At 49.2% G+C, this 12957-nt stretch carries 15 protein-coding genes and 1 pseudogene; 6 read left to right on the top strand and 10 right to left on the bottom strand.

Annotation, left to right across the window (positions count from 1 at the left end; genetic code table 11):
- Positions 1–414: 414 nt before the first annotated feature.
- Complete coding sequence (locus ACF2G4_RS23330; protein ID WP_176035893.1) at positions 415–681, top strand: hypothetical protein; 267 nt, start codon at positions 415–417, stop codon at positions 679–681.
- 45 nt (positions 682–726) lie between these two features.
- On the opposite strand, the gene ACF2G4_RS23325 is transcribed toward ACF2G4_RS23330, so the two are convergent.
- Both ACF2G4_RS23325 and ACF2G4_RS23320 read right to left on the bottom strand, forming a co-directional pair.
- Positions 727–966, bottom strand: coding sequence for a hypothetical protein (locus tag ACF2G4_RS23325; RefSeq protein WP_159222892.1), 240 nt, complete (start codon positions 964–966; stop codon positions 727–729).
- A 133-nt stretch (positions 967–1099) separates the two neighbouring features.
- Positions 1100–2089: a YsnF/AvaK domain-containing protein gene (locus tag ACF2G4_RS23320; protein WP_409076522.1), complete on the bottom strand. Its 990-nt coding sequence runs from the start codon at positions 2087–2089 to the stop codon at positions 1100–1102.
- A gap of 420 nt (positions 2090–2509) precedes the next feature.
- Here ACF2G4_RS23320 and ACF2G4_RS23315 point away from each other — a divergent pair, with 420 nt between their 5' ends.
- Positions 2510–2674: a hypothetical protein gene (locus ACF2G4_RS23315; protein ID WP_409076521.1), complete on the top strand. Its 165-nt coding sequence runs from the start codon at positions 2510–2512 to the stop codon at positions 2672–2674.
- A gap of 140 nt (positions 2675–2814) precedes the next feature.
- The gene (locus ACF2G4_RS23310; RefSeq protein WP_409076520.1) at positions 2815–3033 is read left to right on the top strand and encodes a hypothetical protein; all 219 of its coding nucleotides are present in this window, start codon (positions 2815–2817) and stop codon (positions 3031–3033) included.
- Between the two features lie 453 nt (positions 3034–3486).
- Here ACF2G4_RS23310 and ACF2G4_RS23305 read toward each other — a convergent pair whose 3' ends face one another.
- A complete protein-coding gene (locus tag ACF2G4_RS23305) occupies positions 3487–3909 on the bottom strand; it encodes a GNAT family N-acetyltransferase (RefSeq protein WP_069729345.1) in 423 nt (140 codons plus the stop codon).
- A 381-nt stretch (positions 3910–4290) separates the two neighbouring features.
- On the opposite strand from ACF2G4_RS23305, the gene ACF2G4_RS23300 reads away from it, so the two are divergent.
- On the top strand, positions 4291–5109 hold the full coding sequence (locus ACF2G4_RS23300) for an AraC family transcriptional regulator (protein WP_069729396.1): 819 nt from the start codon (positions 4291–4293) through the stop codon (positions 5107–5109).
- Here the strand turns inward: ACF2G4_RS23300 and ACF2G4_RS23295 are convergent.
- Positions 5080–5718, bottom strand: coding sequence for a LysE family transporter (locus ACF2G4_RS23295; protein WP_069729346.1), 639 nt, complete (start codon positions 5716–5718; stop codon positions 5080–5082). The genes ACF2G4_RS23300 and ACF2G4_RS23295 overlap by 30 nt on opposite strands.
- Positions 5715–7016: a hypothetical protein gene (locus ACF2G4_RS23290; RefSeq protein ID WP_409076519.1), complete on the bottom strand. Its 1302-nt coding sequence runs from the start codon at positions 7014–7016 to the stop codon at positions 5715–5717. The genes ACF2G4_RS23295 and ACF2G4_RS23290 overlap by 4 nt, the downstream gene beginning before the upstream one ends.
- 954 nt (positions 7017–7970) lie before the next feature.
- Between ACF2G4_RS23290 and ACF2G4_RS23285 the strand changes: the two genes are divergently transcribed.
- Positions 7971–9059: a hypothetical protein gene (locus ACF2G4_RS23285; protein WP_409076626.1), complete on the top strand. Its 1089-nt coding sequence runs from the start codon at positions 7971–7973 to the stop codon at positions 9057–9059.
- A gap of 12 nt (positions 9060–9071) precedes the next feature.
- Here ACF2G4_RS23285 and ACF2G4_RS23280 read toward each other — a convergent pair.
- The 4 genes and pseudogenes from ACF2G4_RS23280 to ACF2G4_RS23265 all read right to left on the bottom strand — a co-directional run.
- A pseudogene (locus ACF2G4_RS23280) lies at positions 9072–9323 on the bottom strand (type-F conjugative transfer system secretin TraK); the annotation flags it as partial.
- Positions 9316–9888, bottom strand: a complete 573-nt coding sequence (locus ACF2G4_RS23275; RefSeq protein ID WP_409076518.1) for a TraE/TraK family type IV conjugative transfer system protein — start codon at positions 9886–9888, stop codon at positions 9316–9318. The pseudogene ACF2G4_RS23280 and the gene ACF2G4_RS23275, both read right to left, overlap by 8 nt.
- 17 nt (positions 9889–9905) lie before the next feature.
- Positions 9906–10202, bottom strand: a complete 297-nt coding sequence (gene traL / locus ACF2G4_RS23270; RefSeq protein WP_039390120.1) for a type IV conjugative transfer system protein TraL — start codon at positions 10200–10202, stop codon at positions 9906–9908.
- Positions 10203–10211: 9 nt separating this feature from the next.
- Positions 10212–10541: a type IV conjugative transfer system pilin TraA gene (locus ACF2G4_RS23265; RefSeq protein WP_409076517.1), complete on the bottom strand. Its 330-nt coding sequence runs from the start codon at positions 10539–10541 to the stop codon at positions 10212–10214.
- 283 nt (positions 10542–10824) lie between these two features.
- Here ACF2G4_RS23265 and ACF2G4_RS23260 point away from each other — a divergent pair, with 283 nt between their 5' ends.
- Positions 10825–12150 carry a hypothetical protein gene (locus tag ACF2G4_RS23260; protein ID WP_409076516.1) on the top strand — a complete coding sequence of 442 codons (1326 nt, stop codon included), beginning with the start codon at positions 10825–10827 and terminating at the stop codon, positions 12148–12150.
- A gap of 49 nt (positions 12151–12199) precedes the next feature.
- Here the strand turns inward: ACF2G4_RS23260 and ACF2G4_RS23255 are convergent, their stop codons facing one another.
- Positions 12200–12601, bottom strand: coding sequence for a relaxosome protein TraM (locus ACF2G4_RS23255; RefSeq protein ID WP_409076515.1), 402 nt, complete (start codon positions 12599–12601; stop codon positions 12200–12202).
- Positions 12602–12957: the final 356 nt, after the last annotated feature.

The raw sequence follows: 12957 nt of genomic DNA, 5'->3' as shown, positions 1-12957 counted from the left end.
GACATCACGGGTTAAGCCACAGGGATAACAGCCGAAATCAGGCAGGGCCGCTTTCCCTGTACGGGACTGACAGGATTTCCATCGTTACTTTCTGTCGCAATGCATTAAAGCGTAACGTGGCATTCACGCTGGTTAAGGCATTTTTAGCATGAGCAGAAAGAAAGATAAATAATCCTTCAGATTAACTGATGTAATCCGTTTTTTTATTTCAGTGAGTTTGAAAAACGAGTCAGTTACAGGCTGGATAAGTGCGCTTTGCTATTACTGATATCATATAAGCCTCTGATAAAAAGTCTTAATCCGGACAATAACAAAAGAGAATAAAATCACGGCGGGTTTATATAAATTAAACCAATGATTTTTATTTGCTTGTGTCATTATAAAGCTCAGCTTATAAGCTCTGGGACTATAATAATGAAAAATATGTACTATATAAGCATTTCAAAAGTAGCAAACAACCATGTTGTCCATAACGGTACGTGTATACATGTCAGAAATCATGCAGAGGACATGATTTTGCTGGGAGAATTTGGTCAGTTATTTCTGGCTCTGGGCATCGCCCGAAATAACTTTAAATCAGTAACGCCCTGCGAAGAGTGCCTGATCCCCAAACGTGCGGCCACTTGTCTCGCGAAAAAGCCATCAGCACCTGCCCGGCTTTTTCCTCTGGAAAAGCCTTAACTACCGGAGAGGAAATTTTCCTGGAAATGCTTTCGCTGTTTTTTATTACAGGCCATCAACAGAGATTAATAAAAGTAGCGAAGCCATGGGGCCTGCAAATGCTCTGTAAAAGTTACCGGATTTTTTTACAGGTGAAAGCCCGCGCTGACTGTATAATTTTCCGGTAATCTGGAGCGATTCAGGCCGGAAAACTTCATTTATATCCTCAGGCAAAAGCAGAGCTGACAAATAATCACTGTGACCAGTTTCAGGCACTTTCAGGTTTGTAATATCCGCTTCTGCCATAAAGCCGCCATTGAGCAGGTTTTCAGGGGCTACTGTGAGCGGAAAGCACGCACAATAGCCGGCAGTTAACAGGTGAAAAAAGCCCGCATTCCGGGATGCGGGCCTGAGCGGTGGTTATCGCCAGGGAAATAAATTAGGGTTTTTTGAACTTGTCTTCGACTTTCTCTTTGGCTTCCGCAATTTTGTCACCTGCCTTGTCGGCTAAGCTTTCTTTGTGCTCCGGGTGATCCGTGCGATTATTATCTGACGTGACGTCATACTCTCTGGCATTACCTGAACGGGATGCTTCCGGCAATATCCCGGCATTATGAGCTGTGTCTGAGGCCTGCACGGTATCTGCATGATCGATATCCACTTCCTGACGGCGCACTGAGTCACTGACCGTCTCCACCCGATCGCTTTCATCTTTGCGTACCACCACTTCTTCTTTGATGTGCGCCGTTTTGTTAATGACGGGTTGTTCATGGGTTTCAGCAACTTCTACCGTTTTTTCTGACCAGTCAACGCTGTCCGGCGAGCCGGTTTCACTGAGCGGGCGACGGAAAATTTCGGCGTGCTGTTCGCGCAAGGAGATATTTTCCGAAACGCGATCGGTAACGGTATAGCGGCGGACACGGGTAGAGCCCTCACTGACCAGTCGCTTACCGACTTCCAGTCGTTCTTCAGCCAGGCGAAGCACGTCTTCCTCGCTTTCATCACCGGTCAGTGATGTCCGCACTGCATCCGTGCCGGTCTGGTTACTTTTGCCAACCGGAGGCGAAGTAAGCTCTTCATCAGTCGTGTAATCAGCCGGGGCCGCTGCGCTGCGCCCTGTAAGCTCCTCATGCGCATCCAGAATACCCAGCGCGCGCGGGGCCTCATCCTCATCGGCACGAAGCGACAGAACCACCCCGCCGGTTCGCAGCGCATCTTCGTAAACTTCTTCCTGGTCTTCCTCAAGGGTGTTGCCAAACAGGCGTTGCCAGAAACCGGGATGACGCGCTTCATGCCCCTCAGAACGGAGGCGTTCGCCTGAGATAATATCAATATCATCATCGCTGAAGCCGGCCTTAATCAGGTTACGCTTCGCACCTTCCGCCAGAGTTAAGGTACTGAACATCGTTACGATTGTTTCATGAGCCATGGGTCTCTCCTGGGTGACAGTTCAGATATGTTATATCCTGCAACGGTTGTACATACGTACCTTTTACCGGGTCCCGCGGGCATAACCCTTTAAGCGGGCTGCGGGCCGGCGTGCTTAAAGGGTTATGCCCGACCCGGTCGACAGAAAATATATTCCCCTGCAAATTTTCCGGCGAAATCACTGGCACGTACACAAACAAGCCTGGCATAACCTGAAGAAACTGACAGAAAGTGCCCGGTGAAGAGGCCGTAATGAGAAAAATGACGCAAACCCATGCGGCTCGTCATAAATTCGTAAGCAAAAGCTGGCGGTTTCTGAGAAATGACAGCGTTTTAAACAGACGGGGTAACAACACAAGATGAATCTGCCCGCGCCTGGTTTCGCGTAGTCCTACTGAATACTGCTGCAGGAAAAGGAATAATGGCCTTTTTTAAAAAGGAGTTTCATCAGCACCTCGCAGACTTCTTCTGGCTCGCCGGCAAGGCAGGGAACCAGCCCTGCAGCGCTTACCGGCCGGAAACTGATGGCGAAGGGCTGAAACTGCGCAGCCGGAATACGCCTCGCCTGCAAACAAGAAATCTTTAGCCAGAATCTACAGCTGCACAGAAAGCATGAAATGTGCACCTGCGAGAAATCCTTGTCACTTTTGCCCGCTGCTTATTTGCGGGCTTTTTTCGTCTTCACTCACAAGGACAAAGAGCGGCCGGACAGATAACGGAGCATTCATGACAGTGAAATCAGCAGACTATGTAAATAACGGCGGTAAGCATTATGCGAATGATGACACGCAGTTCAGCGTCTCAGGCCATCAGCAGGCGAAACCGGAGCTGGAAGAAAAAATCTGGTCGCTGTTTGGTGAACCTGAAGCCGCGGCGGATAAAAAAGAGCAGGAAGCCATTCGTGAAAAAATCTGGCAGCTGACTGAAGTTAACAGTGAGAAATAATCTGGCTGGCGCGGAATAAAACCATAGTCAGGTTAAATCTATATTAAACAAAGAATTAATGAACCTAACGCAGACATTACGGTCTACAGTTAATGCGGAGGTCTCCTCTGTAACGAATTTTAACCCGCCCTGTGCGGGTATTTTTTTGCCCGCAATCCGCAACAAAAGAATAAACAGCCAACGCATCGCACCTGCCGATTCCCGGGCAGCGCCGGGACGTGAGCGCTGTTGCGCTTACCGGCTGGGGTCTGATGGCAACGACGGTTGTCAGCCTGAATCTGGTCCGGTGGGCGATGCTGTAGCCTCAAATGAGGGAGAGATAAGCGAAAATGAGCGGATGTCTGAAGTTTTTACAAGCTAATTAATACAGGGAAGGTCCGCTATGAGCGAAAAGCGGACATTGCGACATACAATTGTTCTGATGTTTAGATCAGTCAGAAGCGCCGGAATCTTTTAAAGCTCTTTTTTCAGAAAAACACGGCTGGCTCCTTCTGGAAGGCAAGGTATTTCACCAAAACGCTGCCAACCGTTTTTTTCATAAAAGACAGGAGTTTGGAAAGTTATAGTATAAAGAACAGCTGCCTTGCAGCCTCGCTTTCTACCTTCATCCTCAACGCATTTAAGTATCTGGCTCCCTAATCCTTTTCCTCTGATGTCTGGAGGCAGGTAAACCAAATCTATGAACAGGAGGCCCAGATACGATCGGCCAAGCATTCCCCCTAATACGTTGCCATTCTCATCTCGAGCAACTACTGCGAGTGGTTCCCTTTCACTAAATCCTACTGTTTCATCATTGTACTGATTTAAACCTGCTTCGATTGGCAATGTGAACTCAGGTGTAATGCAGTTAGATACTTCAATGCTTAATCTGCTCATAATTAATCTTTCCTGCTTAAGCTCATCATTTACCTTACGAAAGATAAACACAGACCGTCATTTGTTTTGGTGAGAAACTATAACCTAATTACTCGAATGTTCGCTTTTGGCACAAAGCGGACACAAGGAACAACGTCCTTCTGTCCATTTTCTGCTTGCCAGGCCGTGTGTCAGGGTGAGCTAACCGACAAAGCCAGCTAGATTTACCCGGCCGTGTGGGCACGGTCTGGTCAGGAAGGGACATATCCTATTACTGGCAGACTACGCCCGGAGGATAATTTATTCGCTGGCGCCCTAAAACCATCAGTTGAAAAAATGCTCAGTAAATGGTTTTATCATTCATTAATAATTATTCACTATTACTGCATAAGGTCAGATACGTTGTCACTAGAATCTGCAGAGTGGTTTAGCCGGAATGGCATAGAGTGTTCACGGGTCAGAGCCCGTAATTCGGGCTTTCCGAAACATCTTCACGATGAATATGTCATCAGTGCAAACCTGACGGGGGTAGAGGAAATCTGGCTGGCAGGGAAAACCGCGTATGTTAAAAGTGGTCAGGTTACCTTATATAATCCGGGTACCATTCAGGCTTCGCGTTTTGATACTCAAGCCGTGGAATTCATCAGTGTGCATATACCCCAGACAGTGATAAAAATGCTTGCAGATGAGGACAATCTCAATAGCGATCATGAAGCCCCTGTTCTGCAAGAAGGCATAATCAATAACACTCGCCTGTTTGACGCGCTGTACCGTTTTGCAACATCAGCCCGGCTGGAGCGGGGCATGGATGAGGAGCAGGAACTGATTTTACTTTGTGGTGAGCTGCTTGAGACGCCAGCTCTACTTCAGAGAGGTGATGAACAGAAAATCAATGTTGTTATCGGGTACTTGCGGGAGCACCTCAGCGTAAAACCGCAGCTGGAGATGCTCGCGCAGCTGGCGGGGATGAGCAAATATCATCTTGTTCGCTTCTTCACCCGGCATACGGGTATGCCGCCTCTGCAGTATCATATGCAGCTTCGTCTGCACCATGCCCGCGACTTGCTTCGCAGAAACGTGCATCCGCTCGATGCGGCGATAATGCTGGGATTTTACGATCAGAGTCATTTCATTAATGCATTTCGCAAAGTGATGGGAACAACGCCCCATCACTATGCTTCGCAGGTCAGATCAGGTCACCATAAACTCCCGGTACCCTGACACAATCACGTATAGCGCAAAATAGCTGAATATGAGCGCTGAGGCTATGTAGGAATATTTAAGCAGGCGTTGACCAAGCAGTTTGCCTCCAAAACTTCCAACCAGGCACAAGACACAGGTCCAGAACATTCCCGCGATGAAAAAGCCACTCAGAAACCAGGACGTTGCCGTAACGCTGTGCTGACCCATCCGGGATATCAGCGCACCGCCCACTGTCGCAAACCACAGAATGGCCGTGGGGGAAGACATGGCAAGCACCACGCCCCGGCCAAATTCACGCAGCAGCGGGCGATACTGATGGGTTTCGCTCACGTTAAGCTCCGAAACCTTCCTGAAAGCGGCCATCAGCATTTTGCCGGCGAACCACAGAAGCATCGCGCCACCGCCAATCCACAGTATCCAGCGTACGGCTTCATACTGAAGCAGTACGGCCATTCCCGCCAGCGCCAGTAATGCATATGCCAGGTCACCCACACAAGTCCCCATTCCCAGCCAGAAACCATGAAAATATCCGCGTTGCATGGCAAGGGTAATCATGGCGATATTGGCAATCCCGATATCAAGACACAGCGAAAGGCTCAGTAAGAAACCATTTGAAAACTCGATCATAACGTAAAGCCTTTGATCTTCTGGTCGTACTCGATCATGTCGACAGTTTTACCCAACCGGTTCAGCAGCAGATCCGCCTCTTCACGCTGATGATGAGGTGAATAACGTTGCAGGAACGCCAGGGCTGCCTCTGTATCACCCTGCAATACAGAATGTGTCATTGCTGTTGCCAGTGCCGTCAGAGCAGGCTGCACCGTGCTGAGATCCACCACATAATACGTCCCACTCCAGTTCAGACACCGGTGTTCAGTTAGCCACTTGAGCTGTATATAGGCCGCCCCTGCATCAGGATAATCACATGGGCCGCGGCGCAAATATCTCAGCATTTCCAGCAGGAAAATTTTTAACTGCAACGTTTCATTCAGCTGTAGGGCCTGCCGGGAAGGCTCTGTCAGGCACATCAACAGCCCAAACACATCGGCCAGTGCTTCCTGCACAACCATTGATCCCCATCTGTCCTGTTTACTTAATTTGCCAAACATCATCTTTTCAAGAACAACTGAATGCCCCAGATCATGACCGCGGAACCAGGCGATCAAGTGGCGGGCACAGAGAGCGCTGTCCGGGATAGCGTCATGCTGCCAGCCAAGCAGGGGAGCCTGGGACCGGGCAAAGCGTTCAAACAGGTTTAGATAGGTATTTGCAAACACAATGGTGCGCTTCTGTGAGGCGTATTTCACCCCTTCATCTTCAGGAAAGAAATAGGCGAAATGCTTGGGATAGCTGTTAGCTTCGCCAGCAATAGCAAACAGGTCGACAATTTTGTAGCGGCATCCAGGAAGCGCAACCAGTCGCTGGTCGATATGATTTTGCAGCCAGCACAGGTTATCCGGAAAGAGCTCATCCACCACATCCGAAACTTCCTGCAGCCCGCGATCAGGTAACCCAAACCAGGCGGAATAATGCTGCGTGCGAGACTTACCTACCCATGTCGACATATAACCTATTCCCTGCACCAGCTCCTGTTCATCCAGTCCTGCTATCTGCGGGAGAAGTTCTTTTGCTGTGCTGGTGTCAGAGAGGATTTCTGCACGTAACTGCAACGCTTTGCAGCTATCCGGATCGTCAAATTCCTGCGCAAGCTTGAAACAGATAATGCTTAGCTTTTCTTCAACAGACTGAAGCAGCGTACTCCCGGTCCGTGTGGAAATCGGGTGAATATGACTGGCCGCCTCTGCAAGACGCGTAGCCTGGTGGATAAGGTCCAGCGCCGCGGGCGAAAGTGAGTCAGGCAGAGGGATATCCATCATGTGGATATGGTATGAGTCAGCAGCGGGCCAGAACGGCGTCGTAAACATGAAATTCCCTTCCATTATCAGTAACGAGAAGCTTACTTAATCATTGCATCTGTAATCGGTATTGGAAGGAATTGCGCGATGGAGGTCGGAAAGAACGGTTCACTTCAGAACCATAACCGACTACTTCGCTTCGCAGTAAATTAAAGGGCGTGTAGAAAAGCATGATCAAGCGGGGCCAGGCAGTCTAACGCAGTGACAGAGCGTCAAGGGACGTTATACCCGAGAGAATTGCCCTGCACCGCATAAATCAACAGAGTTCGGTTAGAGCAATGTCCGCTTTTGGCACAAAGCAGACATCAGTATCACTATCCTGATAAACCCTCTCCAGCTCCCCGACGTTGCCGGGTCATCAGCACCACTTCGCTAACCGGCAGGACCAGTAAGCTCCGCCGAACCGCGAAAAGATGTGTTCCGGGCCTGGCGGCTGGGGTCTGATGGCAACGGTAAGGCACGTTCCTTCTGCTGACTGCGCAGGCTGGCCTCAAATGAGGCCGAAAAAAGGGGAAATGGTCAATGTCCTGAGACCAAATTAGGTGGTGTTCTCAGTTGCGGTCGAGGCGAGAGGGCACAGTCGTCTATGAGCGAAAAGCGGACGTTCGTAATTGAGTCGCCATGGTTCTTGCTAGCAATGCCGTGTGTCAATCAACCGGGAACAAGCCAGAGATCACTGTACACCTGACTACTCAATGACCGAGCTGATTTAGTCTTACCATAAAGTTATGTGAGCCTTAGAAACGCTTAAGGCGGTTAGAAACCGCATCAAAAACTCGAACAAATTTGCTAAAAAAATATGGGATATCACTGGCGCCAAATGGCTAACCCAAAATGTGTTTTGCCAGCTGTGGGAGTAACCGATATATGGGAAACAAAACCTTAGTGATATTGAGTGTCATTCTCGTTTATCATTGCAGCGGCTGATATGATTCAACAAAACTGCAACAAGGGAGGCAGTCAGTGATACTTGCAATCAGGTACGTTTTTGCTTCATGTCCAATCCGCATCGTAGCACTCGTTGCAATTGTACTTCTTCAGGGCCTCATTCCAGCATTAAACGTCTTCATGACGGGACAAATAATTAACACCCTTCATATTCCGCAAATCAGTGACAATGCTCTAATTGTAAGCATTGCAATCTGGTGTATCTCACTGTTAGGCATTCAGTTGATGGAACCGCTGGTAAATCTTGTTCAGGGGGATGTAACGGAAATCTCAACACGATATTTCAGCACCAGTATTATGCGCCGGATGAATGAATCCTTTTCCCTGAGCCTGTTTGATAACAAGGACCGTTATGAACAACTGGAGTTTTTGAAAAAAGAGGCAGCCTACCGGCCTCTGAATTTTATCATCTGCATTATTTATTTGTTCAGGGCTGCTGTCATGGCCGGCAGTCTGCTGCTGGTACTTATTAGCTATTCCGGTGTTGGGGCGGCCATCTGTGCGTTATCGGCCATTCCTATGATCGTCACCAACATCCGTATCCAACAGAAATACGTGGAGGATCTGTTTAGAAACTCAAAAGATGCCATAGCCATGCGTTACGTCTATGGCGTGAGCATGGATAAGAGTTTTCTACAGGAAATCCGGCTTTATGGGTTGGGCGAATACCTTCTCAGCAAATATAACGAGTCGGCCCAAAACACGTATAACCGTATGCATAAGCAGCGTGTAAGGGCTATGGTTTCCCCCATCCCGGCAATGGTGATGAGTCTCCTCATACTCAGCCTTGGTATCTTTCTTTTCCTCGGCCATTTACGCACCAGCGAAATGGCAGTCGGTGCTCTGGTCATGGTTTTTCAGTCAATCGTCATGATGAAATCGCATCTGGATGAAATTGCGAATTACGGCGCGAATCTGACTATCATGAGCCGTTTTTTTGATAGCTACCATTCCTTTATGACCGACGAAATTGAGCCAGTGAAAAACGGTGACGGGGTCCTGCCAGATAACCAACCCTTTTCTCTGAGTATTAACAATCTCAGCTTCAACTATGAGGGGCGGGACGATACCCGGTGTCGCCTGCACCGAGAAGGCAAAGCCTGACGCGGTCTGAACAAACATGGTGAACGGCTTGTCGGTCAGAGTGGAAAACACAACCGCGCCTTCCGGCGTCGGGGATTTGGCGCTCAGTACGCCCTGCGCCGCCTGCACGCTGAGGATGCGGTCATCGTTCACGCGCAGGTAGTTCGGGTTGGTGTTACTCACCGCCGCGTTGACGCGGGCGCCGGGGTTAAGCGTCAGCTGTTCAGCGCGCGCGCCGAACGCCGTCAGCAGCGCCAGGGCGCTGATTAGCAGGGATTTACGCATCAGGAACCTCCAGGAAAGCGCTCCAGCAGAGCCGGTTATTACGGGTGTCGGTGCGCAGGCGGTAGTGCTTCTTCACCGGCCTGGCGTCGTGCAGCCCGTAGCTCAGCTGCAGGTCGCCGGTCACGTCCACGATGCCCTTGTCCGGCCAGACGCTGACGTCTCTGGGGTAGAACACCGACCCGCCGCTGTTGCCTTTAACGCGCGAGGCTTCGTCAGCCAGCACGCCTTTAAGTGATTTCTCCGCGCCGTCGCAGGCGCCCGCCAGCAGCATTTCGTGGCTGGCCTCTGCGTTTTTGTCGGAGATGTTAAGACGCAGGTTCAGCCACGCCAGCGCCATCAGGCGCAGGTAGCGGGCGTCGCCGCGCTCGCCGGTGAAGCTGAACGGCGTGTCCGCGCCGTAGGGAACGATGATGGTCTGTTTGTTATTAAGGAGCTGATTCATCAGCGCCCGGTTATCGCCGTAGATGCGCCAGCAGAGAAGGAGCGCAAGGATCGTGATAACGAGCAGCACCAGAATAGCCACGGCCATATTGCGGTTTCCCGCCGAACGCAGCTTTAATTCCATGTTGTCTCCGGGGGGGGTCAGGCGACCCAGTGCCGTTTGTAGCTGTCAGGCAGGATGCTGATAAAGAAGCGCATCACTGAGGTGGGCAGGCACCAGTACGCAAGGTTGAGAAGATACTGAGAACCGCGGCCTTTCTTGAGGTGACGTATTCCAACCACGGCGGCTAAAAGCGTGGGGCCAAAAATCCACATGTTGAGGAAAACTGCCAGCAGTGCCAGTGGCACATACAGGCAGAACTCATCAGGTGGCAGCCCCACGAACCGCTTCTGCTCGGAAAACGTAGCCGCATAGGTATACCGGTCACGTTTATCCATAAGCAGACGTTAAGCCGGGATAACGTTGAAGGCGACGTTCACGAAAACCAGCAGCGCGGCGATGCTGCCGAACAGCGCGAGGTTTTTGGTCTTGATGTAGGTGAAGGCGATGAAGGCAATCTCAATCACATAGAGGATATATACAACGACTGAGTTTCCGCCGAAGGTATCCGTAACATCAGTTTTTGCCCCTGCGAAGTAGTCCTGAGCGTGGGCTGGCATCACGGAAACAGCCAGGATCGCCAGTGCTGAGAGCAGCGCAGACTTGTTCAGTTTCTTCCACGCTACCGCCCCTGCCTTGCGGCAGTAGTTTAAAGACGAAGAGAGAGAGCCCTTCATAGGTTTTTTCCTCAGTTAGGGATATAATGATCAGTCGGTTGAACTATCGTTTGTTTTTGCCTGTATGGCCTTAAGTCAAATTTCTGGCTTGCCGGTTACTCCTCCTTTACAAATCTGTGGGATTGCTACAGATGCTTACGGTTTCTTAACCGGCTGACGTTTTTTTACGCTTCCGGATCGCACACTTCAATATAAGTTATTGATCTTGCTGATCAATTTCACTTATCGTTATGGTGAGAAATTTCACTTAAGTTCCTAACCGATTGAATGAGAATGAAAAATCATGCCTGAAACTGCCGATTTGGTTGTTCTTGTCGCCGATCCGGCGGGCTTTGCGGCTGAGATTTTTAGGACAAATCATGAGGAAGCCTTAAGTGAACTACTCAATGATGCCCTTCTGCATTACATGCGTGACCCGGGCTGGTATGAGGTCACCTTCAGAGAAAACCGCTATTATGCCTGCCAGCTGGTCACCATTCCGCTGCTCGCCTTTATTAAAAATCGCGTCCCGGCCAGACTGTTGCAGGCAACGGCCGAACGTTCACTCGCGCAGATAAAAGATTATTCAGACGTGGCCGATCCGGCCGCCTGGATAATGATTAATGCAGATTTTTTTTCTCCCCTTCCCCGCCCCGGCGTAAATCTTTGGCAGGCCCGTAAATTAAAGAACAGCCTTAATAAGGCGGTATTTACTGATCCGGGTGATATAACGGAGCCTCAAAAAAAACCTGCACTGCCTGGTGTGAAATCATCGGCTGATGGTAAAAAAGACGCCGTGCCTGAGAGTTTTGCCGGAAATAAACGCGGCCCCAGTGCGGATAAAATAATGGAGCGGGTCATGCTCGGCTGGCGCGTAAAAGATATATGCGAAGAACAGGGCTGTTCTGAATCTTACGTTTACAAGCTGATTAAAAAACGTAAGGGAAATTCCGCAATGGAATACCGCTGGAAGCAGTGGGAGCTGATTGCGGGCATGTATCACGCCGAGCCAAAAATGACGCTGGAAGAAATTGAAAAAGCCTGCGGTGTATCACGCGCGGCCATCTATCAGGCCGTCAAAAAAATAGCTGAACGTGACGGAAAAGAAATTACCCCCCGAGAAAGAGAAAGAAAACTGACGCCTGATGACGTAGAGGCGATAAAGAAAAAATTAAGCGATGGCGTGCTCAGAAAGCATATCCTTGCCGAATACGACATCACTACAGAAACATTGATAAAATACGTCGGCACAAGCGAAGACTATCGACCTGTTCCGGAAGAATTAAAAGAGTATGCGGTTCGCCTGCGCGTTCAGGGAAAAACGCTGCAGCAGACGGCCGATATTATCGGGGTAACCATCTCTACCGTAAAAGATGCGTGGCGGGAAAAGAAAGACTCACCCGATATTCAGGAAAAACGCGTCAAGTATGATAATCGAAACGTACTGTCTAAACGCGACCGCGATCAGGCAGTCAATGCCGTTCTGCGGGACGGAATTACCCGTAAGCAGGTTTACACCCAGTATGGGATTAACGCGCTTACGCTGCGTCGCTATATCCGTGAAGCGCAGAAGAGAGAGCTGGAAGCACTTCGGGAGAAAGAGGCCGATTCAGAAAGTAAGGACGAATGATAAACCGATGTGCCTGATGCACCAGTGGGATGCATCAGGCCCTGAATAATTATTTAAAGTATTCCTGCAATTTTCCTGCAACACGCTCATTGACTGCTTTCACCCATTCCGGGTCCAGAACCATTTCATTTTTGATGACCTTACCGGCATCAACTGTTTCTTTCTGAATGCCAAAGATAGCGTCAGTGATAAAGCCACTGACGAGCACATTCTTAGCGATAAATTCCAGCTTCTGGTCAAGGGTCTTTTCAGAGGCGTCTTTGTTTATTTTGTTTTCATAAACGCGCAGGCCGAGCTTGAACATTTCCATCACAAACGCAGAGCGGTTAGCAGTATCGCGAGACTCACCGTCTTCCAGCTTTTTTTCGACGTGTGCATCAATCTTTTCCAGCAGTGAAAAAGGGATGGTAAGGTTGACCCTGTTACGCTTAGCCGAATTTTCATCATTCATATTTTTTTTCTCTCTCTCATTTTAATTCACGCAGACAAGCTTCACATCGGACCAGTCTGGATGCAAGGTTTCGGGCATAGATTTGCTGGTAACCATCAGGTAACAATCGGTTAAACTGGAGTAACCAACTGGAAACCAATGACTGAAATTTGATTTTAACTTACTGATAATATTAAAACAAACCCTTAAGTAACCTTAAAAAAACCTTCAGGATTCCATGAGGTTACCAGATGGTGAGTGAGATACTGTTTAAATATTCTACGATATTTAACTAACACACTGATTTGAAATGATTAAATCAGCAAAATTAAATTTGCGAGTGGTGTGTAAAAACCTGACTCTTATGATATTATTGA

This window comes from Pantoea phytostimulans, from assembly GCF_046118715.1.
Taxonomy (GTDB): domain Bacteria; phylum Pseudomonadota; class Gammaproteobacteria; order Enterobacterales; family Enterobacteriaceae; genus Pantoea; species Pantoea phytostimulans.
This window is presented reverse-complemented; position numbering and strand designations above follow the sequence as displayed.

Excerpts from the sequence above, each read along its gene's own strand:
- ACF2G4_RS23310 (WP_409076520.1), top strand. The coding sequence starts at position 2,815 with ATGACAGTGAAATCAGCAGACTATGTAAATAACGGCGGTAAGCATTAT.
- ACF2G4_RS23265 (WP_409076517.1), bottom strand. The coding sequence starts at position 10,541 with ATGAAGGGCTCTCTCTCTTCGTCTTTAAACTACTGCCGCAAGGCAGGG.
- ACF2G4_RS23330 (WP_176035893.1), top strand. The coding sequence starts at position 415 with ATGAAAAATATGTACTATATAAGCATTTCAAAAGTAGCAAACAACCAT.
- ACF2G4_RS23305 (WP_069729345.1), bottom strand. The coding sequence starts at position 3,909 with ATGAGCAGATTAAGCATTGAAGTATCTAACTGCATTACACCTGAGTTC.
- ACF2G4_RS23295 (WP_069729346.1), bottom strand. The coding sequence starts at position 5,718 with ATGATCGAGTTTTCAAATGGTTTCTTACTGAGCCTTTCGCTGTGTCTT.
- traL (WP_039390120.1), bottom strand. The coding sequence starts at position 10,202 with ATGGATAAACGTGACCGGTATACCTATGCGGCTACGTTTTCCGAGCAG.
- ACF2G4_RS23275 (WP_409076518.1), bottom strand. The coding sequence starts at position 9,888 with ATGGAATTAAAGCTGCGTTCGGCGGGAAACCGCAATATGGCCGTGGCT.
- ACF2G4_RS23325 (WP_159222892.1), bottom strand. The coding sequence starts at position 966 with ATGGCAGAAGCGGATATTACAAACCTGAAAGTGCCTGAAACTGGTCAC.
- ACF2G4_RS23290 (WP_409076519.1), bottom strand. The coding sequence starts at position 7,016 with ATGTTTACGACGCCGTTCTGGCCCGCTGCTGACTCATACCATATCCAC.
- ACF2G4_RS23255 (WP_409076515.1), bottom strand. The coding sequence starts at position 12,601 with ATGAATGATGAAAATTCGGCTAAGCGTAACAGGGTCAACCTTACCATC.
- ACF2G4_RS23315 (WP_409076521.1), top strand. The coding sequence starts at position 2,510 with ATGGCCTTTTTTAAAAAGGAGTTTCATCAGCACCTCGCAGACTTCTTC.
- ACF2G4_RS23260 (WP_409076516.1), top strand. The coding sequence starts at position 10,825 with ATGCCTGAAACTGCCGATTTGGTTGTTCTTGTCGCCGATCCGGCGGGC.
- ACF2G4_RS23320 (WP_409076522.1), bottom strand. The coding sequence starts at position 2,089 with ATGGCTCATGAAACAATCGTAACGATGTTCAGTACCTTAACTCTGGCG.